The sequence below is a fragment of the Fulvimonas yonginensis genome (assembly GCF_037137055.1).
GTDB lineage: Bacteria > Pseudomonadota > Gammaproteobacteria > Xanthomonadales > Rhodanobacteraceae > Frateuria_A > Frateuria_A yonginensis.
Genome location: NZ_JBBBNY010000002.1, coordinates 126,003 through 146,462, shown reverse-complemented (window position 1 = coordinate 146,462; position 20,460 = coordinate 126,003). Strand labels below are relative to the sequence as shown.

20 protein-coding genes and 1 pseudogene are annotated in these 20,460 nt (G+C 71.2%); 9 read left to right on the top strand and 12 right to left on the bottom strand.

The features are described 5' to 3' along the window. Position 1: 1 nt before the first annotated feature. From WAT24_RS03740 to WAT24_RS03730, 3 genes are all read right to left on the bottom strand, one after another. Complete coding sequence (locus WAT24_RS03740; protein ID WP_336806492.1) at positions 2-919, bottom strand: efflux RND transporter periplasmic adaptor subunit; 918 nt, start codon at positions 917-919, stop codon at positions 2-4. Then, a complete protein-coding gene (locus tag WAT24_RS03735) occupies positions 916-2,319 on the bottom strand; it encodes a TolC family protein (protein ID WP_336806491.1) in 1,404 nt (467 codons plus the stop codon). Before WAT24_RS03735 ends, WAT24_RS03740 begins: the two co-directional genes overlap by 4 nt. Positions 2,320-2,389: 70 nt before the next feature. After that, positions 2,390-3,142 carry a SapC family protein gene (locus tag WAT24_RS03730; protein WP_336806490.1) on the bottom strand — a complete coding sequence of 251 codons (753 nt, stop codon included), beginning with the start codon at positions 3,140-3,142 and terminating at the stop codon, positions 2,390-2,392. Positions 3,143-3,387: 245 nt separating this feature from the next. Here WAT24_RS03730 and WAT24_RS03725 point away from each other — a divergent pair, with 245 nt between their 5' ends. Then, positions 3,388-3,984, top strand: a complete 597-nt coding sequence (locus WAT24_RS03725; RefSeq protein ID WP_336806489.1) for an HNH endonuclease — start codon at positions 3,388-3,390, stop codon at positions 3,982-3,984. 98 nt (positions 3,985-4,082) lie between these two features. Here WAT24_RS03725 and WAT24_RS03720 read toward each other — a convergent pair. After that, positions 4,083-4,499: pseudogene (locus WAT24_RS03720) on the bottom strand (low affinity iron permease family protein); the annotation flags it as partial. Between the two features lie 130 nt (positions 4,500-4,629). Here WAT24_RS03720 and dxs point away from each other — a divergent pair. Next, complete coding sequence (dxs, locus tag WAT24_RS03715; RefSeq protein ID WP_336806487.1) at positions 4,630-6,519, top strand: 1-deoxy-D-xylulose-5-phosphate synthase; 1,890 nt, start codon at positions 4,630-4,632, stop codon at positions 6,517-6,519. Between the two features lie 49 nt (positions 6,520-6,568). Here dxs and prmC read toward each other — a convergent pair whose 3' ends face one another. From prmC to WAT24_RS03695, 4 genes are all read right to left on the bottom strand, one after another. Continuing rightward, the gene (gene prmC, locus WAT24_RS03710; protein WP_336806486.1) at positions 6,569-7,399 is read right to left on the bottom strand and encodes a peptide chain release factor N(5)-glutamine methyltransferase; all 831 of its coding nucleotides are present in this window, start codon (positions 7,397-7,399) and stop codon (positions 6,569-6,571) included. A gap of 227 nt (positions 7,400-7,626) precedes the next feature. Continuing rightward, positions 7,627-10,308, bottom strand: coding sequence for a M1 family metallopeptidase (locus WAT24_RS03705; protein ID WP_336806485.1), 2,682 nt, complete (start codon positions 10,306-10,308; stop codon positions 7,627-7,629). A gap of 236 nt (positions 10,309-10,544) precedes the next feature. After that, on the bottom strand, positions 10,545-11,084 hold the full coding sequence (ahpD, locus tag WAT24_RS03700) for an alkylhydroperoxidase, AhpD family (RefSeq protein ID WP_336806484.1): 540 nt from the start codon (positions 11,082-11,084) through the stop codon (positions 10,545-10,547). A gap of 123 nt (positions 11,085-11,207) precedes the next feature. Next, a complete protein-coding gene (locus tag WAT24_RS03695) occupies positions 11,208-11,747 on the bottom strand; it encodes a peroxiredoxin (RefSeq protein ID WP_336806483.1) in 540 nt (179 codons plus the stop codon). 156 nt (positions 11,748-11,903) lie between these two features. Between WAT24_RS03695 and oxyR the strand changes: the two genes are divergently transcribed. Continuing rightward, complete coding sequence (oxyR, locus tag WAT24_RS03690; RefSeq protein ID WP_336806482.1) at positions 11,904-12,851, top strand: DNA-binding transcriptional regulator OxyR; 948 nt, start codon at positions 11,904-11,906, stop codon at positions 12,849-12,851. A 25-nt stretch (positions 12,852-12,876) separates the two neighbouring features. Further along, positions 12,877-13,476 (top strand): hypothetical protein, encoded by a 600-nt coding sequence (locus WAT24_RS03685; protein ID WP_336806481.1) that lies wholly within the window; start codon positions 12,877-12,879, stop codon positions 13,474-13,476. A 35-nt stretch (positions 13,477-13,511) separates the two neighbouring features. On the opposite strand, the gene WAT24_RS03680 is transcribed toward WAT24_RS03685, so the two are convergent. Continuing rightward, positions 13,512-14,267 carry an RNA methyltransferase gene (locus tag WAT24_RS03680; protein ID WP_336806480.1) on the bottom strand — a complete coding sequence of 252 codons (756 nt, stop codon included), beginning with the start codon at positions 14,265-14,267 and terminating at the stop codon, positions 13,512-13,514. Positions 14,268-14,379: 112 nt separating this feature from the next. Between WAT24_RS03680 and WAT24_RS03675 the strand changes: the two genes are divergently transcribed. The 4 genes from WAT24_RS03675 to WAT24_RS03660 all read left to right on the top strand — a co-directional run bounded on the left by WAT24_RS03675 (position 14,380) and on the right by WAT24_RS03660 (position 16,242). Beyond that, positions 14,380-15,183 (top strand): inositol monophosphatase family protein, encoded by an 804-nt coding sequence (locus WAT24_RS03675; protein ID WP_336806479.1) that lies wholly within the window; start codon positions 14,380-14,382, stop codon positions 15,181-15,183. A 401-nt stretch (positions 15,184-15,584) separates the two neighbouring features. Beyond that, complete coding sequence (locus tag WAT24_RS03670; RefSeq protein ID WP_336806478.1) at positions 15,585-15,776, top strand: hypothetical protein; 192 nt, start codon at positions 15,585-15,587, stop codon at positions 15,774-15,776. A gap of 22 nt (positions 15,777-15,798) precedes the next feature. Further along, positions 15,799-15,990 carry a hypothetical protein gene (locus WAT24_RS03665; protein WP_336806477.1) on the top strand — a complete coding sequence of 64 codons (192 nt, stop codon included), beginning with the start codon at positions 15,799-15,801 and terminating at the stop codon, positions 15,988-15,990. 54 nt (positions 15,991-16,044) lie between these two features. Next, on the top strand, positions 16,045-16,242 hold the full coding sequence (locus WAT24_RS03660) for a hypothetical protein (protein ID WP_336806476.1): 198 nt from the start codon (positions 16,045-16,047) through the stop codon (positions 16,240-16,242). 49 nt (positions 16,243-16,291) lie between these two features. Here the strand turns inward: WAT24_RS03660 and hda are convergent, their stop codons facing one another. The 3 genes from hda to WAT24_RS03645 form a co-directional block, all read right to left on the bottom strand. Continuing rightward, complete coding sequence (hda, locus tag WAT24_RS03655) at positions 16,292-16,993, bottom strand: DnaA regulatory inactivator Hda (RefSeq protein ID WP_336806475.1); 702 nt, start codon at positions 16,991-16,993, stop codon at positions 16,292-16,294. Beyond that, positions 16,990-18,165: an AI-2E family transporter gene (locus tag WAT24_RS03650; RefSeq protein WP_336806474.1), complete on the bottom strand. Its 1,176-nt coding sequence runs from the start codon at positions 18,163-18,165 to the stop codon at positions 16,990-16,992. The genes hda and WAT24_RS03650 overlap by 4 nt, the downstream gene beginning before the upstream one ends. A 70-nt stretch (positions 18,166-18,235) precedes the next feature. Further along, the gene (locus WAT24_RS03645; RefSeq protein ID WP_336806473.1) at positions 18,236-19,216 is read right to left on the bottom strand and encodes a DUF2066 domain-containing protein; all 981 of its coding nucleotides are present in this window, start codon (positions 19,214-19,216) and stop codon (positions 18,236-18,238) included. A 140-nt stretch (positions 19,217-19,356) separates the two neighbouring features. Between WAT24_RS03645 and purM the strand changes: the two genes are divergently transcribed. Next, positions 19,357-20,385, top strand: a complete 1,029-nt coding sequence (gene purM / locus WAT24_RS03640; RefSeq protein ID WP_336806472.1) for a phosphoribosylformylglycinamidine cyclo-ligase — start codon at positions 19,357-19,359, stop codon at positions 20,383-20,385. Positions 20,386-20,460 lie beyond the last annotated feature (75 nt).

Genomic DNA, 20,460 nt, shown 5'->3' with positions numbered 1-20,460 from the left:
GTCAGTCGTCGTCCGCGGGCTCGGCGGCGCTGCCGGGCGACGGCGCGGCATCGACCGCGACCAGCGCCTCGGCGCCCTGCACCACCACCCGCTCGCCGGCGCGAAACGGCGGCCCGACCAGCCAGCCGGCCGGCGCCATGGCGCGCGGCACCACCGCGCGCCGCTCGAAGTGGGTGGCGTCGGTGGCGACATAGGCCCAGGCCAGGCCGTTCCAGCGCACGATCGCGCTCCTCGGCAACAGCACACCGTGCTGCGGCGGCCCTTCCCCTTGCAGTTGGGCGGTCAGCACCATGCCGGGCACCAGCGGGCCTGCAGGCGCCAGCAGCAGCCAGCCGGCGGCCAGGCCCGAACGGCTGCGCGGCAGGCGCCCCAGCACCTTCGCCGTCGCGTCCTGGCCGTGCGGCAGGTGCAGCACGGCGCCCTGCGCCCGCTGCAGCGCGTCCGGCCGGCCCAGCGGCTCGGCCTTGAGCAGCACCTGACGGCCCGCGATCAGCGCGTCGATCAGGGTGTCGCGCTTGCCGGGGTCCATGTCCGCCAGGTCGTCGCCCCACCGGCTGCGCAGCGCGACGCGCGCCTCGCGCAGCTTCGCGCGGGCCGCAGCCGCCTGTACCTGCGCCGCCTCGAGCGCCTTGCGCGAGGCGTTGCCCTGCGCCGCCAGCAGTGTGCGCGTCCGCGCCACTTCCGCGTCGGAGGCGGACGCATCGGCCTGCGCCACCCGGACCGCATCCGCCGCATGGGCCAGCGGCGTGGGATCCAGCACATCGGCGATCGCGCGCGTGGCCGGCGGCATGCGGCCGTCGGCCAGGGTGGCCAGCCGCAGGCCGAGTCTGGCCTGGGCCGCGGTGTCCAGCTCGGTGGCCGCGCAGGCCGCGGACAGGACTGCCAGCACGACGCCGGCCAGGCGCAGGTAGGGGCTCATGGCGTGTCTCCGGGGCCGGGCCACAGGGCAGCCTCGGCGGGGTCCAGCGGGGCACGCAGCGCGTCCTCCAGCGCCGCAACCGCCTGCCAGGCCAGGCCCAGCGCGTCCAGCGCGGTCTGCCGCGCGGCGAGGGCGGCGAGGCGCGCGGCCAGCAGGGCCGGACGGTCGACCGCGCCCAGCGCGAAGGCGCGTTCGGCCTGTGCCTGCTGCCGCGCGGCGGCCTGCTCGCCGGCACGCGCGGCGGCCAGCGCGGGCAATGCCGCGGCCAGGCGCCGACGCGCCGCCTCGATCGCGCTGGCGATGTCGGCCTGCACCGTGCGCACGTGGGCGGCGGCCGCGTCGCGGCGCGCCCGCGCCTCGGCGATCGGCCCCTGGTTGCGGTTGAACAGCGGCACGCTGGCGCTGGCGTTGAAGGTGAGCTTGCGGATGCCGTGGTCGTAGGTGTAGCCCGGGCCCAGCGAAAGCTGCGGGTACTGCGCGCGCACCTGCTGGTGCAGTTCGGTCTCGCGGCTGGCGTAGTCGACCAGCGCGCGTTCGAGGTCGGCGCGCGCGAGCAATGCATGGTCGGCCAGCGCCGCCACCTGCGCCCGGTCGGGCGCGGTGGGCCGCTCGAAGCCCGCCCAGTCGAGTTGCAGGCCCTGCAACGCGTCGCCCGGCACGCCGATGGCGCGGGCCAGGCGGGCGTCCGCCCCGGCCGCCTGCTGGGCGGCGCCGGCCTGCGCGCTGCGCGCCTGCGCCAGGGTCTGGGCAGCCTGCAGCTCGGCCTGCGGGCTGTCCTCCCCCAGCGTGGCGCGCTGGCGCGCGGCCTGCTCCAGCGCAGCGGCGAGGCGCACGCCTTCGTCGGCCAGCGCCAGCCGCCGTTGCGCGAGCAGGCGCTCGGCCAGCGCATCGCGCACGGCGGCGCGCACCGCCCACACCTTTTCGGCGTAGTCCAACCGTGCGCCGCGCACGGCCTGATCGGCCAGTTGCACGCGCAGGCGCCGGCGCAGCGCGGTGTCGAGCAGCAGGTCGGTGCTGATGCCCCACAGCCACGGCGCGCCGTCGGCCTGGGCCTGGGTATAGCGCTCCAGCGCGAGGCTGACGGTGGGGTTGGGCCGTGCCCCGGCGGTTCGCACCGCGGCGCTCGCCTCGGCCAGGTGCGCCCGCGCTTCGGCCAGATCCGGGTTCAGCGCCAAGGCCGCGAGCAGCAGCTCGGCGCGGCCGTAGCGCTCGGGCGGCCAGCGGCCATGGTCGCGCGCGGGCAGCCAGGGCCGCAGCCGCACGGCGAGCGCCGGGTCGTCCAGCCGGCGTGCCTGCCACTGCGCGCGCGTCGCCGCCGGATCGACCGGTGCGGGGCGGTAGCTGGCGCAGCCGGCGAGCACCACGCCGGCGGCGAGCAGGCAAAAAAAAGGATGGCGCATGGCGCCATCCTTGCAGAGGGTGCTTAGTGCTCTCTTAAACCACTCGGCTGTCGCGCGCGCGGACCCGCGATCAGTTGGCGGTGGCGCCGGCCATCTCGCGCTGGCTCAGGCGCTGCGCCAGGCGGTCGACGTTGGGCAGCGACAGCAGGTGCGCGTAGATCCACCCCAGCACGCCTTCCTTCAGGAACTCGTGCGTGGTCTTCTCGTCGAGCTGGCGCAGCTTCTGCTCGTTGACCACGAACAGGCCGTTGAGGTTGATCGTGCTGCCTTCCTTCTCCAGGCGGATGCCGCGCGGCTCGAGCAGGTCGTGCTTGCGCAGCTGGTCCATGAACCACTGCGTGCGCACCACGTGCTGCTGGAACTCGCCCAGGAAGCCGACCGCATTGGTCAGCATCTCGCTGTCGGTGCCGTCTTCCTTGAACAGGCGCTCGCCCTCCTCGGTGCCGAAGCCTTCGTAGGCCTCGTCCAGGAACACGGTGAAGTCATCGCCCTCGGCGCCGGCCGGCTTCTCGGCCAGGATGAACGGATAGCGGCGCACGAAGGCCGGCACGTACACGCCCGGCGCCCAGTGGCCGTTCTCGTCGACCAGCAGGTTCTCGTTCTGGCGCAGGCCCAGCAGCGCCATCGGGCCGGCGTCCTCGATGCTCTGGCCGGCGAACAGGATCGGCAGGTCGCGCGCGGCTGCCGGGAATTCGGCGCCGGTGAGCGGCACCGAATGCGCCTGGGCGGCGAACTTCACGTTCGGGATGCCCTTCAGGCGCAGGTCCTTGTGCTGGGTGCGGTTGAGCGGCACCGGGCGCTCGTAGAAAAGTACTTCAGCCACGTCTTCTTACCTCTGCCCCGCCGTGCCGGGGTCGCCACCGATGGCTCCCCCTCCCAAACCCGGCGTCGGGTCGCGAACGCGTGACTATATCAGTGCCGCTGCGCCCGGGCGAATCGGTGCTCCGGACCCCCATCTGCCAAGCGCGTCAAATGCTTATCGCGCGAACCGTCATCGAGTTGGGCTATGCTGGCCGCGAGCGCATCGCTGCATCGACCACCCACCCTCGAACTGGTGAAGGAAACCGCATGCTGATGGAAGTGCCGCGTCGGGATCTCAACGCGACCCGGGTACTCTCGCTGGACGCCGCCGGCCGCATCCTCGACTGGATCAGCTGGCAGGACGCCGTCTGCCTCTACGTACGCGAGGCCGTCGCCTGGACCCTGGGCGACCCCTGCCTGACCGTGCACGGCGGCCACAACCGCGCGCTCGGCCAGCGCAGCCGGCTGGAGCTGCACCCGATCGTGGCCAGCACCGGCCACTGCCGCGACCACGCCATCGATCCCGCGCCGGCGCTGACCAACAGCGCGCTGTTCGCCCGCGACCGCCACCTGTGCCTGTACTGCGGCAACCAGTTCCCGCGCGGCGAGCTGACCCGCGACCACGTCGAACCGGTCTCGCAGGGCGGGCGCGACGAGTGGGAGAACGTGGTCAGCGCCTGCCTCGCCTGCAACCTGAAGAAGGCCAACCGCACACCGCAGCAGGCGCACATGCCGCTGCTGGCGGTGCCGTACCGGCCGAGCTGGGTGGAACACCTGATCCTGTCCAACCGCAACATCCTGGCCGACCAGATGGAATTCCTGGTCAGTCACCTGCCGCGCGACCGCCGCCGGGCGATGAGCTAGTCCTTCTGCTCCGGGCCGCCGCCCGGGTCCGGATGGTCGGCGCTGGCCCTGGCCAGTTCGCGGTCGATCTCCTTGACCTCCTCGCAGGCCTCCTCCAGCTCGTCTTCCCGGCGCACGCGGCGGCCGGCGCCCCGGCTGCGGCGCGCCTCCTCCTCCTTCTTGTGGGCGAGCTTGCGGTACATCTCGCGGATGCGCTCGAGCGAGTCCTCGTCCAGGTTGTCCACGTCCAGCAGGGCGTTGCGTGAGCGGCTGGTACGGATCAGTTCGTCCAGCTTGATCTGCAGCGCCGCGCTGTCGCGGTTCTGGGTGTTCTGGATCAGGAACACCATCAGGAAGGTGATGATGGTGGTCCCGGTGTTGATCACCAGCTGCCAGGTGTCGCCGAAGCCGAACAGCGGCCCGGTCGCCGCCCAGACGATCACGATGCCGGCGGCGATCAGGAAGGCGGCGGGCTTGCCCGAATAGCGGGCGGTCGCCTCGGCGAAGCTGCGGAAAGCCTTCGATAGCTTGGACATGGCTGCACCCGGGGGGAAGACCGATGGCACGCAGCTTGCGTGCGGATTTGTGTGCCGGACGTGCACGGCGCCCGCATCCGTTCACGTCGCCGCCCTTGCCCCGCCTCGCGGCTGGGCCAACAATACGCGGATGATCGACCATTCCCGCTACCCCCACCTGGCGCAGATCGACGCGCCGGCCGACCTGCGCCGCGTGCCGGATGCGGAGCTGCCCGCCGTGGCCGACGAGCTGCGCCGGTACCTGATCGAATCGGTGGCCAGCTCCGGCGGCCACTTCGGCGCGGGCCTGGGTGTGGTCGAGCTGACCGTCGCGCTGCACCACGTGTTCGACACCCCGCACGACCGCCTGGTATGGGACGTGGGCCACCAGTGCTATCCGCACAAGATCCTCACCGGGCGCCGCGACCGCATCACCACGATCAAGAAGAAGGACGGCCTGGCGCCGTTCCCGCGCCGCGAGGAGAGCGAGTACGACACTTTCGGCGTTGGCCATTCCTCGACCTCGATCTCGGCCGCGCTGGGCATGGCCATCGCCGCGCAGCGCAAGGGCGACGCGCGCAAGGTGGTGGCGGTGATCGGCGACGGCGCGATGACCGCGGGCATGGCCTTCGAGGCGCTCAACCACGGCGGCGACGTGGCGCCGAACATGCTGGTCGTGCTCAACGACAACGGCATGTCGATCAGCGAGAACGTCGGCGCGCTGACCAAGATGATGGCGCGCGCGATGGCCAGCCGCCGCCTGAACGCGGTGCGCGAGCGGGCCAAGCGGGCGCTTCCGCGCGAGTCGTTTCTCGGCCGCTTCTTCCGCAACTGGGAAGAGCACGCCAAGGGCATGTTCGTGCCCTCGACCCTGTTCGAGGAGCTCGGCTTCCACTACACCGGCCCGATCGACGGCCATGACCTGCCGCAACTGCTGCACGCGCTGCGCACGGTGAAGAACCTGCCGGGGCCGCAGCTGCTGCACGTGATCACCACCAAGGGCAAGGGCTACGCGCCGGCCGAGCAGGAGCAGATCGAGTACCACGCGGTCGGCCCGTTCGATCCGCTCGCCGGCGTGGTCAAGAAGGCCGCACCGGCCAAGCCGACCTACACCGACATCTTCAGCGAGTGGCTGTGCGACATGGCCGCCGCCGACGAGCGCCTGCTGGGCATCACGCCGGCCATGCGCGAGGGCTCCGGCCTGGTGCGCTTCTCGAAGGAGTACCCGAGCCGCTACTTCGACGTCGCCATCGCCGAGCAGCACGCGGTGACGCTGGCCGCCGGCATGGCCTGCGAAGGCGCCAAGCCGGTAGTGGCGATCTACTCCACCTTCCTGCAGCGCGCCTACGACCAGGCCATCCACGACGTGGCGCTGCAGAACCTCGACGTGACCTTCGCGATCGACCGTGCCGGCGTGGTCGGGCCCGACGGCGCTACCCATTCGGGCAGCTTCGACCTGTCCTTCCTGCGCTGCCTGCCGAACATGCTGATCATGGCCCCGGCCGACGAGAACGAGTGCCGGATGATGCTCACCACCGGTTTCCGCCACTGCGGCCCGGCGGCGATCCGCTATCCGCGCGGCACCGGCCCCGGCGCGGCGGTGCGCAAGGAACTGGACACGCTGCCGATCGGCAAGGCCGAGCTGCGCCGCCGCGGCCGCAACCTGGCGATCCTCTCCTTCGGCGCCATGCTGGCCCCGGCCGCCGTGGTGGCCGCCGAGCTCGACGCCACGCTGGTCAACATGCGCTTCGTCAAACCGCTGGACGAGGCGCTGATCCTGGAACTGGCGAAGACCCACGACGCCTTCGTCACCGTGGAGGACAACGCCATCGCCGGTGGCGCCGGCTCCGGGGTGGCCGAATGCCTGGCCGCGCACGGCCTCCTCAAGCCGATCCTGCACCTGGGCCTGCCGGACCTCTACCTGGAACACGGCAGCCGCGAGGAAGTGCTGAGCATGGCCGGGCTGGACCTGCCCGGCATCCGCAACGCCATCCGCGCGCGCTTCCCGCAGCTGGCCAGCGTCGCCGCCAGCGCGGGGTGAGCTCCACGGGCGGGCGCGGCGCGCCGCCAGCCCGCCCGCCTCGGCGGGCTCAGCCGGCCGTTGCACGCCCCCCGCTGACCCGATCGCGCCGGCCCAGGTCCTGCGCGGTGAACACCTCGCGATAGCCGGCCGCCTCGAGCAGGCCGCGCACCGCCGCGCCCTGGTCCCATCCATGCTCGAACAGCAGCCATCCGCCCGCCCGCAGGTGCGCCGGAGCGCCGGCGACGATATGCCGGATGTCGTCCAGGCCGTCGTGTCCGGAGGCCAGCGCGCCGGCGGGTTCGAAACGCAGGTCGCCCTGCGCCAGATGCGGATCGTCCGCGGCGATGTAGGGCGGGTTGGAGACGAGCAGGTCGAAGCGTTCGCCCGGCAAGGCGGCGAACCAGTCGCCCTCCGCGAAGGCCACGTTGCGTATCCGGTTGGTCTCGGCATTGCGGCGCGCCACCGCCAGCGCCTCGGCGCTGGCGTCGGTGGCCAGCACGCGGGCATGCGGGCACTCGCGGGCGATCGCCAGTGCGACGGCGCCACTGCCGGTGCCGAGGTCCACCACGCGGGGCGTGCCGGTCCGCGGCAATTTCGCCAGCGCCAGCTCGACCAGCAGCTCGGTTTCCGGCCGCGGGATCAGCGTGGCGGGCGTCACCGCCAGCTCCAGCGTCCAGAAACCGCGACGCCCGGTGAGGTAGGCCACCGGCTCGCCCTGAGCGCGGCGCCCCAGCAACGCATGGAAGTCGGCCACGGCGGAATCGCCCAGCGTGTCGTCGGCGTGCGCGATCAGCCAGCTGCGCGGCTTGCCGAGCGCGTGGGCGAGCAGGATCTCGGCGTCGGCGCGTTCGCCGAGACGATCGGCGGCAGCCGACAGGAGGGTACGGACTTGCTTCATTCGGCGGGCGCGGCAAGACGGGGCGCCAGTGTAGCCAACGCGGGATGTGTCTCCCTCCCCGCTGCGGGAGAGGACGCGCGTGCGCGAGGATGAGCGAAAGAAGGTTTCGGCGCAGCGACGCCCTTCCGGGAGCCCCGGCCCCTCGGCCGACCCGCTCCCCGGCTGGGGGAGGGCATAAAAAGCCGGGCGTTGCCGCCCGGCTTTTCACCAGAGCGCGGTCTGGGCCCTCAGTGCAGAATCGCCTGCGGGTCCTGCTTGGCCACCAGCGCCGCGCACAGCAGGGTCTCCTCGGTGGTCTGCGCCAGGCCGCGCTCGGCGCCGGTGACGTCCTTGGCGCGGGTCTTGAAGAACGACTGCAGGCGGTCGGCCTCGTCCTTCGAGCAGCCACCGCCGCCCATCAGGCTCGGCAGGCGGCCGCCGGCGAAGCTGCCGGTACGCGCCACGATCTGGTCGTAGTGCCCGACCGCCCACTTCCACATCGCGTCACGCTGGGCGCGGGTGTCACGCCCGCCGCGCAGCAGGGCGGCCATCTCGCCGACCTTCACCTGCTTGTCCAGCGCGAAGTTGCGCACCTGCTCGGCCAGCGCCGGATCCTGGACCTCGCTCAGGCCCGCCAGCATGGCGTTGCGCAGGGCCGGGTCGGAGGTCCTGGGCAACTCGGCCATGAGGGCGTCGACCGCGCTCTTGCCGTGTTCCTGCACCGCCACCGCCAGCGCGGTGTCGAGCAGGTCCGGATCGGCGGCATCGAGGTTCAGGCGGCCGTCGGCCTTGCGCTGCAGCGCCGCGTCGCCCTGCTTGAGCAGCTCGGCACGCACCTCGGGCAGCTTCACGTCGAGCGCGAGGAAGCCGGCCAGCGTGCTGCGCAGCAGGGAGTCGCCGTCCGGCTCGCCGGCCTTGCGGTGGTAGCCCAGCAGCTGCATGCGCGGGAGGTAGGCGGTCTTGGCCCAGGCGTCCAGCGCGTTGCGCTGCGCGTCGGTGCGCGCCAGGTAGCGGCGGATCCATTCGTAGCTGCTGATCGGCGCGATGGCCACTTCGCGAACGCGCGAGGCGGTCAGCGGCTTGAGCGCGGCGAGCAGGTCGCCGGCGTTGATGTCGCCGTGGTGGAAGCTCGCCTCGGCCGCGTCGGCGTAGGCCAGCTGTTCGGCATCGGTGAGATGGCCGATCTGCTCGCCCAGCCGCGCCAGGTCGGCCTTGTCCATGCCGAAGCGGTAGTAGCCGCTGGCGTTGGCGTTGGGCATCACCCAGGTGCCGGCGCTGGCGCCCGGCAGCGCGATGGTCCCCTGCGCCTTCTCCAGCAGCTCGCAGTTGACCCTGCTGCCGTCGGCGGTGCCGTAGCGCACGCACACCGGCACGCCCCACACGTGCTTCGCGCTGCCCTTGCTGCCGACCGGCAGGTAGCGGCTCTGGCTGAGCTTGAGCACGGTCTGGCCGTCCTTCTGCATCAGCTGCGTCTGCACGTAGGGCACGCCGGGCTGGTTGAGGAAGCTCTTGAACGCCTGCTTGAAGTTCTCGCCCTTGTCGGCCGCCTTGGCGATCGAGTCGACCAGGTCGTCGGCGGTGGCGATGGAGAACTTGTGGTCCTGGATGTACTGGCGCATGCCCTGCTGGAAGGTCTTCTCGCCCACGTAGCCCTCGAACATGCCGAGCACGCTGGCGCCCTTCTGGTAGGTGATCGAGTCGAACGCGGTCTCGATGTCGCCGTTGCCGGTGATCGGCTGGCGGATCTTGCGCGCGGTGACCAGGCTGTCGTTGTCCATCGCGAACTGCGCGCCGCGCACGCGGTCGAGGTCTGCGCGGTATTCCGGATGCACCTTCATCGTCACCTTCTGCTGCATCCAGGTGGCGAACGCCTCGTTGAGCCAGATGTCGTTCCACCAGGCGGTGGTGACGGTGTCGCCGGTCCACTGGTGGGCCAGCTCGTGGGCGTTGACGTTGAACGAGCCGCGCACGTACTGCGCCGGCGAATCGGGATCGAGCAGCAGCAGCCAGTCGCGGAAGGTCACCAGGCCGGCGTTCTCCATCGCGCCGGCGGCGAAGTCCGGCGCGGCGAGCAGGTCGAGCTTGTCCCACGGATAGCCGAAGCCGTAGTAGTCCTCCAGCGTGTGGATGATGCTCGGCGTCTCGGACAGCACGTGCTGCATCCGGTGGCCCTCGCCCTTGGCGGCGATGCCGCGCAGCTGCAACGGCGTGGCGCGGTAGGCGTCCGGCGAGATGTCCGGGCCGGCGACGATGTCCCACGGGCCCACGCCGAAGGCGACCAGGTAGGTCGGCAGCGGCTTGGTGGTGGAGAAGCTCAGCGTCTTCCAGCCGTTGCCCGCGGGCGTTTCCTTGACCTGCTTGGTGTTGGCGACGGCCTTCTCGTCGTTCGGGATGGTCAGGCTGATGTCGAACGGCGTCTTGAAATCGGGTTCGTCGAAGCCGGGGAAGGCGTAGCGCGCGCTGATCGGCTCCATCTGCGTCATCGCATACGGGATGCCTTCGTGGCTGACCTTGTACAGGCCCTGCAGCTGCATGTTGAGCGGCGCGGTGTAGTCGAAGCGCAGGGTGAGCTCCTGCGGCTTGAGCGTGCCGGCGAAGTCGACCCGCACCACGCCCTCCTTCGGCGCCGCCTCGACGTACCTGGCCGCGTGGGTCCTGCCGGCCGCGTCGGTCACCGTGACCTTGGATACCTTCAGCTCGCGGCCGTGCAGCCAGATGTGGTCGGAGGCCTGCTTGAGGTCCACCTTGATGGTGGTGGTGCCGGAGAAGTCCTGCTGCCGCGGATCGACCTTGAACGACAGCGTGTAGGACTCCGGCACGGCCCAGCGCGGCAGCTTGCCGTGCGGCACCTGGTCGGCGGTGGCGGCGAACGCGGCGCCGCAGCAGGCGGCGAGCGCGGTGAGCACGAGGGGGCGGACGAGTCGACGCATGTTGGTTTTCCCCAGGGACTGTGAAGGCAACGCCCGAAGCTAGGCCGGGCATGACTTGTGACACAGTGCCAAAAGGCATGGATGAGCTGGAGCAGACGTGAAGGCCGTCGCCACTTCCGCACCGGCGGCAGCCAAGCGCCGCGCCGCCGCCTTCCGGCCCACGGCTTTCTCCCCCGCTGCGCAGAAAAAAGCCCGGCCATCGCTGGCCGGGCTCGCGGACTCGGGACCGGGAAGGCTCAGCCGGCCACGTCGGCCTGCTCCAGCGCCACCGCGACCGCATGGATCACGGCGGCGATGCGGATCGCGCTCTGGATCGGCTGGGCGGAGAGGCCGTGCTTGCGCAGGGTCTTCTCGTGCGAGTCCACGCACATGCCGCAGCCGTTGACCGCCGAGACGGCCAGCGAGGCCAGCTCGAAGTCGATCTTGGCGCCGCCGGGGTTGGCCATCGCGTTCATGCGCAGCGCGGCACGCAGGGTGCCGTACTCCGGCTCGCTCACCATGTGCACGAAGCGGTAGTAGATGTTGTTCATGCCCATGATGGAGGCGGCCACGCGGGCGCCATTGAGCTCCTCGGCGCTGGCGTGCTGCGCGGCCTCCTCGGCCACCGCGCGGGTCAGCGGCTTGTAGCGCGAGGCGATCGCCGCGGCGAGCGCGACCACCATGATCTGCTTCTGGGTGAGACCGGGCGCCCCGCCCTCGGTCAGCACCGAGTCGAGGTTCAGGCGCAGGTCCTTGGCATAGTCGGGCAGCTGACTCTTGAGGTCGGCAAGGCTCATGGGACACCTACTGGATGCGGGGAAAAGGGCCGGCGGCGAAGGGGAGTGCCGCCGGCCGGGGAACCCGCGCGCCCTGCGGGGGAGGGAGGGGTCGGACGCGCGGGGTACTGCGGGTGGAGCCGATCAGGCGACCTTGAGGGTCTCTTCGCCCTGGTGCCAGTTGCACGGGCACAGCTCGTCGGTCTGCAGCGCATCGAGCACGCGCAGCACTTCCTGCGGGTTGCGGCCGACCGAGCCGTCGGTCACGTAGACGAAGCGGATCACGCCTTCGGGGTCGACCAGGAAGGTCGCGCGCTGCGCCACGCCGTCGGCGGTCAGGATGCCCAGCGCGTTGCTGAGGTCCTTCTTGATGTCGGCCAGCATCGGGAACTGGAGGTCGCGCAGGTCCTTGTGGTCCTTGCGCCAGGCCAGGTGCACGAACTCCGAGTCGGTGCTGGCGGCCAGCACCTGGCAGTCACGGTCGGCGAACTGCTGGTTGACGTCCGAGAAGCCCTTGATCTCGGTCGGGCAGACGAAGGTGAAGTCCTTCGGATAGAAGAACACGCACAGCCACTTGCCCTTGTAGGTGTTGTTGTCGATCGTGGTGAAGGCCTTTTCCAGGCTCTCGATCGAGACGGTGGCGGGCACGCTGAACTGGGGGAACTTGTCGCCGATGGTGAGCATGTGTCTCTCCTTGAAGTACGGGTGAAAAAGCGATCGGTTAGAGCATCATGGGCGCCGTGGACGACGCGTCACGGGAGCAAGGTTACGCAGCCCCTGGACATTGTTCAAATTGATTGTTGCCATCACAATCATAGGCACGGCCTATCGGAGCACGACATGAACCTGCGCGACCTCTCCTACCTCGTGTCGCTGGCCGAGCACCGCCATTTCGGGCGCGCGGCCGAGGCCAGCTTCGTCAGCCAGCCGACCCTTTCCACGCAGATCAAGAAGCTCGAGGACGAGCTCGGCGTGGCGCTGGTCGAGCGCACGCCGCGCAAGGTGCTGCTCACCGAGACCGGCCGCGAGATCGCGCGTCGCGCGCGCGGCGTGCTGGCCGAGGTCGAGGAGATCAAGGCCATCGCCCAGCGCACGCGCGACCCGGAAGCGGGCAAGCTGCGCCTGGGCGTGTTCCCCACGCTGGGCCCCTACCTGCTGCCGCACCTGGTACCGCTGGTGCGCCGGCGCTTCCCGCGCCTGGAGCTGCTGCTCATCGAGGAGAAGACCGAGCAGGTCATGCGCATGCTGCGCGAGGGCTCGCTGGACGTGGGCATTCTCGCCTTGCCGATCCACGAGGAAAGCCTGCATGCCGAGTTCCTGTTCGAGGAACCGTTCGTGCTGGCCGTGCCCGACGACCACCCGCTGGCGCATCGCAAGGCACGCCTGAAGCTGGCCGACCTGGAGGACGAGAGCCTGCTGCTGCTGGAGGACGGCCATTGCCTGCGCGACCAGGCGCTGGAGTTGTGCCAGCTCGCCGGCGCCGGCGAGAAGGTCGGCTTCCGCGCCACCAGCCTGGAGACGCTGCGGCAGATGGTGGCCGCCAACGTCGGGATCACGCTGCTGCCCACCCTGGCGATCAAGCCGCCGGTGGCGCGCACCGAGAACGTGCAGTTGCTGGAATTCGCCGGCCACGCGCCGAGCCGCCGCATCGCGCTGGTGTGGCGCAAGAGCTCGTCGCTGGGGCCCTTCCTCGAGCGCTTCGCCGGGGTGGTGCGCAGCCTGCCGCCGGAACTGCTCCGGCCCGGGCTGGCCGAGCCCGCCGACGGCGCGCGACGCAAGCGCGCCTGATACCCTTCCCACAGGGGGAAACACGATGCGGCGACTGCTGTGGCTGGGCTTGTCCGTGGTGCTCGTCTGGGGCGCGCTGGGCTGGTGGCGACAGCGCCCGCTGCACCCGCCACCGGGCGTGCTGGCCCCGGCGGCGCCCGAGCAGGTCGACCTGGACGATGGCGCGGTACTGCAGCGCGGCGACACGACCCTGCGCACCCGCGCCCACTTCGCGCTGACCGCGCGCGTGCTTTCCCGCGAGGACTACCGCTTCGACGGCGGCGCCGCGCTCGCGCCGATGGACCTGGCGCTCGGCTGGGGTCGCATGTCCGACAGCGCGGTGCTCTCGGCCATCGCGATCCGCCAGTCGGACCGCTTCTACTACTGGCACGTGGACGCGTTCCCCATCCCGCGCCGCGAGATCGAGACCTCCAGCGCCAACATGCACCTGATCCCGGCGGACGACGGCGTGCGCCGGGCCATGGACCGCGTGCGTCCCGGCGAGCTGGTGCACCTGGAGGGCTTCCTGGTCGACGCCAGTCGTCCGGACGGCTGGCGCTGGCGCACCTCGCTCAGCCGCGAGGACACCGGCAACGGGGCCTGCGAGCTGGTGTACGTGGAGACGCTGGCGCCGGTCGCGCCCTAGGCGGGGACGGCGAACCGAGCCTACGGTTTGCAGGCCTACGTGCGCTTGGCCAGCATCGCCATCCGCTGCGCATCGGCCAGCACGCCGTGCAGGATGCGCAGCTCGCGCTCGTCCGGCTGCGCCCGCTGGAACAGTCGGCGCAGGCGCAACATGATCGTGGTCGGCTCGCGGCCCTTGTGGAACTCGATGTCGTCCAGGGTCTGCGCGAGGTGCTCGAAGAAGCGCTCCATGCGCGCGGCATCGGCCGGCGGCTCGTCGTGCTCCGGTGGTGGCGGCGGTGCGTCGCCGAGCATCGCCAGGCGCTGCTCGTAGGCCATCACCTGCACCGCCTGGGCCAGGTTGAGCGAGCTGTAGTCGTCCACGCTGGGGATGCGCACCATCGCGTGGCAGCGCGCCAGCTCCTCGTTCTCCAGCCCGGTACGCTCGTTGCCGAACACCAGCGCCACCTGTCCGCCGCTCGCCGCCGCGGCGAGCGCCTGTGCCGCGCCCTCGCGCGGCGTGAGTTCGGGCAGGTTCACGCCACGCCGGCGCGCCGACAGGCCCAGCGCGAAGGTCACGCCGGCCAGCCCGTCGACCAGCGCATCGTGCACCCCCGCCTCGGCCAGCACGTGCACCGCGTTCGCCGCCAGCGCATCGGCCTCGCGACTGGGGAATTCCGCCGGTGCGACCAGGTCCAGCCGGGTGAAGCCCATCGTGCGGATCGCCCGCGCCGCGCTGCCGATGTTGCCCGGATGCGAGGTACGCACGAGCACGAAACGGAACCGTCGGGTGAGGTCGGCGAGGTCGGTCATGGCAGCCAGAACGCAAGGCAAGGATCGCCAAGGATAGCCGCCCGGAACGGTCCTACGCCGGCTCTGCTAGAATCGCCGGCCGCATTTCCGCTCTTTTCCCAAAGCCGAAGCCATGCCAAGACCCGCCGTCACCATCGCGGCCCGTGCCGCGCGCGCCGCAGGCAACGTGATCCTGCGCTACATGAACCGCATCGACGGCCTGCACGTGGTCGAGAAGCAGCGCATGGACTTCGCTTCCGAGGTCGACCGCCTGGCCGAGGCCGAGATCGTCAAGGAACTGCGTCGCGCCTACCCCGACCACGCCATCCTCGCAGAGGAAAGCGGCGCGATCGGCAAGAATCCGCTGACCTGGGTGATCGATCCGCTGGACGGCACGCACAACTACCTGCGCGGCATCCCGCATTTCTCCGTGTCGATCGCCCTGGTCGAGAAGGGCGTACCGGTCTACGGCGTGGTGTTCGATCCGCTGCGCGACGAGCTGTTCACCGCCAGCAAGGGCGACGGCGCCTATCTCAACGACCGGCGCATCCGTGTGGGCAAGCGCGAGAACCTCGGCGGCGCAATGATCGCCACCGGCTTCCCCTACCGCCAGCGCGAGCACCTGGACGCCCAGCTGGCGATGACCCGTGCCCTGCTCGGCCAGGCCGAGGACATCCGCCGCTCGGGCTCCGCCGCGCTCGACCTGGCCTACACCGCCGCCGCGCGCTACGACGGCTATTTCGAGATCGGCCTCAAGCCCTGGGACATGGCCGCGGGCGTCCTGCTGGTGCGCGAGGCCGGCGGACGCTACGGCGATTTCGCCGGCCGCGACGGCATGCCGGCCAGCGGCAACCTGATCGCCGGCAACCTGCACGTGACCAAGGCGATGACCGAGGCGATCGGCGCGCACGCGACGCCGGCGCTGCTCAAGGCCTGAGCGGCGGTCCGATCGACCCGAGGGCGCCCGGCGGGCGCCCTTTTTTTGTGCGCGCATCGATCCCGGGAGCGGCCAGCCGCCTGGCTGGGGGGCAGGCGGACGCTGCTGTAGATCTTTCCAGCGGTCGCCGATTTTTCCAGCCGTCGCCACGCGCGGCCCCGCTGCAAAGCGCACCTCGGGCTGGCATCCGCGTTGCAACGCCCTTGGCCGTCCGAAGGGCTCGTGCGCGTCGCGATGCCCTTGCGAGCGAGGGAGCGCTCGTCGCCATCGAGGCACGTGCGTGCCGGTGGGCGGAAAGCGGGTCCGGATCCCCGCCCGAACCCGCTCGTTTTTCGCTGGGCGCCGGGACGGCGACCAGTCGACGTTGCGAACCATCGATCGGATGTCCAGGAGATAACCCCATGAGCCGGCAACAGTCCCCAGGCAGTGATTCGAACAGCAAGCAGGCCCACGCTTCCAACCGCGCGGTCGACGGCGCACGCGGCAAGCTCAGCGTGCGCGAGGCGGGCCGCAAGGGTGGCCTGCGCGTGCGCGAACTGATCAATCGCGGGCGCCAGGTCGAAGCACGCCAGAACGAACAGCGCCCGCATTGAGGCGCCTTACCGGGAGAACGAGATGACCCAGCAGAAGAACCAGGATCAGCGCGGCAAGCACGCCGGCGGCAGCCAGCACGACAAGGGCGACATGACCGTCCGCGAGGCCGGCCACAAGGGTGGCGAGATCGGTGGCCACAAGGGCGGCCAGCGCGTGCGCGAGCTGATCGAGGAAGGCAAGCAGGCCGAAGGCCGCGGCGACCAGCGCAAATGACCCACCCGCGGCCCGCCGACGCGGGCCGCAACCACGGCGAAGCGAGGTGACGACATGACCAAGCAAAGCGACAACCAGCACGACAAGGGCGAGATGACGGTGCGCGAGGCCGGCCAGAAGGGCGGCCACAAGGGCGGCGAGATCCGCAAGGAACAGCTCGGCCCCGAGGGCTATTCGGAACTCGGCCACAAGGGCGGCCAGCGCGTGCGCGAGCTGATCGAGGAAGGCAAGCAGGCCGAAGGCGAGAAGTGACCGGCCACGCGGGAAGCCTGTCGCCCGGCAGCGCTTCCCGCGGTTTCCCCTAGCTTTCGGGGTGCTCGCGCAGGAACTCGCGCAGGAACGGCACGGTGATGCGCCGCCTGGCGGCGAGCGAGGCCTGGTCGAGCCGGTCCAGCAGATCCAGCAGCGCGGCCAGATCGCGCGCATAGCGGGCGAACAGCCAGTCCAGCACCGCCTCGTCGAGGCCGATCCCGCGCGCACCGGCCTGTTCCTTCAGGACCGCCCGCCGCTCGGCGTCGTCCAGCGGCTTGAGCGCGAACTGCGTGCACGCACCCAGCCGCGAGCGCAGGTCCGGCAGACCCAGCCCCAATTGCGCGGGCGCCGCACCGGCAGCGAACAACATCGCGCCCCCCTCGGCACGGACCTGGTTGTACAGGTCGAACAGCGCGTGCTCCGCCGCACGCTCGCCGGCCAGCACGCCCAGGTCGTCGATCGCCAGCAGCTCGCTGCTGCCCACGCCGCGCAAGGCGCCGATGTGCTCGTGCATCGCGGTCAGCGGCAGGTACTGCACGCGCCGTCCCGCGGCGCTGGCCGCCTGGCAGGCGGCCAGCAACAGGTGGCTACGGCCACTGCCGGCGGGCCCGTGCAGGTAGACCCAGGGCGCGCCTGGCGCCTCCGCCAGCGCGCGCACCGCCGCCAGCGCGGCGGCATTCGCTCCGGCGTGGAAGTGCTCGAAGCGTTGCCGGCGCGGCCAGCGCAGTGCGAGCGGCAGCTGCGGAATCATGGCGCCTCGCCGCCCGGCCCGCGCGGTGCCGGTACGTCCGCGTTTGCCGTGCCGGCGCCCTGCGGCGTCTTCACGGTCACGTCCACCTGCGCCACTACCGGGTCGTCGGGGCCGGCGTCGGTGTACAGCTCGCTCAGGCGGTAGCGCTCCAGCAGGTAGCGCAGCAGCACCAGGATCACCGAGGCGGCCGGCAGGGCCAGCAGCACGCCCAGGAAGCCGAACAGGTAGCCGCCCGCGAGCACGGCGAAGATCACCGCCACCGGATGCAGGCCGATCTTGTCGCCGACCAGCTTGGGCACCAGCACGTAGCCCTCCAGCAACTGCCCGACCACGAACACGCCGCAGACCAGCAGCGTGTGTGTCCAGTCGCCGTACTGCACCAGGGCGGCGACGATCGCCGCACCGAAGCCCACCATGAAGCCCAGGTACGGCACGAAGCTGAGCAGGCCGGCGACCATGCCGATCAGCGGGCCGACCGACAGCCCCACCAGGGTCAGGCTGGCGCCGTAGAAGAGGCCCAGCGCCAGCATCACCAGCAGCTGGCCGCGCACGAATGCCCCCAGCACCGCGTCCGCCTCGCGCGCCAGGTGTGCCACCGTCGGCTGCACCGAGCGCGGCAGCACGCTGTCGACGTAGGCGATCAGCCGGTCCCAGTCGCGCAGCAGGTAGAAGCTCACCACCGGCACCAGCACCAGGTTGGTGAGCCACATGAAGGCACCGATGCTCGAGCGCGACACCTTGCCGACCACCGTGGTGGCCACTGCGCCGACCGAGCCGATGTGCGCGCGCAGGGCATCCATCAGCCGGCGGGTGTCGAAGGTGTCCGGGTCGAGGTTGAGCTTGCGCTGCACCCAGGGCAAGGCGGTGTTCTGCACCCAGTCCACGTAGTGCGGCAGGTTGTGGATCAGGTTCTCGACCTGGTCGGAGATCAGCGGCACCAGCAGCAGCAGCGAGCCGACCAGCAGCAGCGCCAGCACGAAGAACACCACGCTCACCGCCCAGGTGCGGTTCATGCGCAGCTGCTCGAGCCGGTCGGCCAGCGGATCGCCGAGGTAGGCCAGCATCGCCGCCACCGCGAAAGGCATCAGCACCGGCGCGAGCAGCCACACCAGGAAGCCGATCACCAGCACGATCGCGAGCAGCTGCCAGCGGCGGGCGAGATCCTGGGTCATGGTCGGGCCCTGCCCGGGTGCCTCACCGGCATCGCCCGGCGGGCGATCGCGGCGCCCGTGCCCGGCCCCTTCAGTGCAGCCATTGCAGGGCCGCATCCGCGCCGGCGTGCGGCGCGGCCTGGATCACCCGCCCGCCCGCCGCGAGGTTGGCGGCCAGGGCGGCGATCGGCACGGTCGCCTTGACCGCCAGCGTGAAGCCCTGGTCGTCCGCCCCCAGCGTGCTCACCTCGCGCACGGTCGGGTCGTTGCGCAGCAGGGCCAGCAGATTGGCGTAGGCCTGCGCGGAGTTCACCTTGCCGACCCACAGCGTGCCGGTGCTGATGCTCGCGCCGATCACGTTGAGCTGCTTGCCCAGCTGGTCCGCGAGTGCGTTGCCCGCGTCGGCCAGCAGCGCGTCGGTGCTGACCGCCTGGTCGCTCCAGGGCTGGGGCTTGCCGCCCGAGACCAGGGTCCACTTCGCACTGCCGCCCTCCAGCCGTCCGACCAGGATCAGGCCGGTGCGGTAGCGCCCGGTGGCCTGCGCCAGCGCGGCGGGATCGGCGCGGGCGATGGCGGCCGGGTCCGGCGGCGCGGCCGGATCCGGATAGGCGAGCGTATAGCCGCGGGCCGCCGCGGCCTGCGCCAGCGGACCCAGCGCGTCCTTGCCGAGCAACTGGCCGTCGCTGCCATGCACCAGCACCAGCACCGGCGGCTTCACCCCGGCCGCGGGCACCCCCAGTTGCTTGACCAGTCGGCGCACCGCGCCCGGATCGAAGTTCACCTGCAGCACGATGCCGGTGCCGGCCCGCTGGTACTGGAACTGCTGCACCAGGCCGGGGGCGCCCTTCAGCGCGTCGTCGTAGCCCGGCTTGTCGCGCAGGTCCTGCCCGCCGGCGACCCGTTCGAGCACCTGCCCCAGCGCGGTGGCGAAGGCTGCGTCACGCTGCACCTCGGTGGTGTCGGTGACCGGCACGACGACCGTGTAGGGCGAGGCCGGCGCCTGGCCCTGCGCGTGCAGCGGCGCGACCAGGCCCAGCAGCAGCAGGGCGGACAACAGGCGGGGCAGGCGCATGGGCCTCATCCTTGCGAAACCAACGATCGACCGGCAGTCTGCCCAATCCCGCCGGCAGCGTCCATCGGGCGCCGCCGCCCGGTGGACGCCGCGTGGGTGCTGCTAGAATTCGCCGTTTCCTTCCGCTGCCGGTTGCCGCCATGTCCGACGCCCTCACCTACCGCGCCGCCGGCGTCGATATCGACGCCGGCAATGCCGTGGTCGAACGCATCAAGCCGCTGGTCAAGCGCACCTTCCGTCCGGAGGTGATGGGCGGGCTGGGCGGCTTCGGCGGCCTGTTCGACCTGGCCGGCCGCTACCGCGAGCCGGTGCTGGTCTCCGGCACCGACGGCGTGGGCACCAAGCTGAAGCTGGCCCAGCAGCTGGGCCGGCACGACACGATCGGCATCGACCTGGTCGGCATGTGCGTGAACGACGTGCTGGTGCAGGGCGCCGAGCCGCTGTTCTTCCTGGACTATTTCGCCACCGGCAAGCTGGACGTGGACACCGCCGTCGCCGTGGTGGGCGGCATCGCGAAAGGCTGCGAGCTGGCCGGCTGCGCGCTGATCGGCGGCGAGACGGCGGAGATGCCGGACATGTACCCGCCCGGCGAATACGACCTGGCCGGCTTTACCGTCGGCGCGGTGGAGAAATCGCAGCTGCTCACCGGCGAGGCCATCGTGGCCGGCGACGCGGTCCTGGGCGTGGCCTCCTCCGGCCCGCACTCCAACGGCTACTCGCTGATCCGCAAGATCCTCGAGCGCGCCGGCAACCCGCTCGATCTCGACCTCGGCGGCACGACGCTGGCCGATGCGCTGATGGCACCGACCACCATCTACGTCAAACCGATGCTGGAGCTGCTCGGGAAGCAGCCGGTCCACGGCATGGCGCACATCACCGGCGGCGGCCTGAAGGAGAACATCATCCGGGTCGTGCCGGATGGTCTCGGCCTGGCCATCGACGCGGGCGCGATCGAACTGCCGCCGGTATTCGACTGGCTGATGCGCGAGGGCAAGGTGGCGCGCGAGGAAATGTGGCGCACCTTCAACTGCGGCGTCGGCTTCACGGTGATCCTGCCGCGCGCGGCGGCCGAGGCCGCGGCCGCGCTGCTCGCCAGGCACGGACTGGCCAGCCGCGTGATCGGCGAGGTCGTGAAGGCGCAGGGCGACGAGCGCGTCCACATCGGCTGAACACCCACGAGCCGTCCGCCCCGGGCGCAGCGCAACCGGGCCTGCGCTCCGGGCGAACGGCAGCTGGCAGAGCGA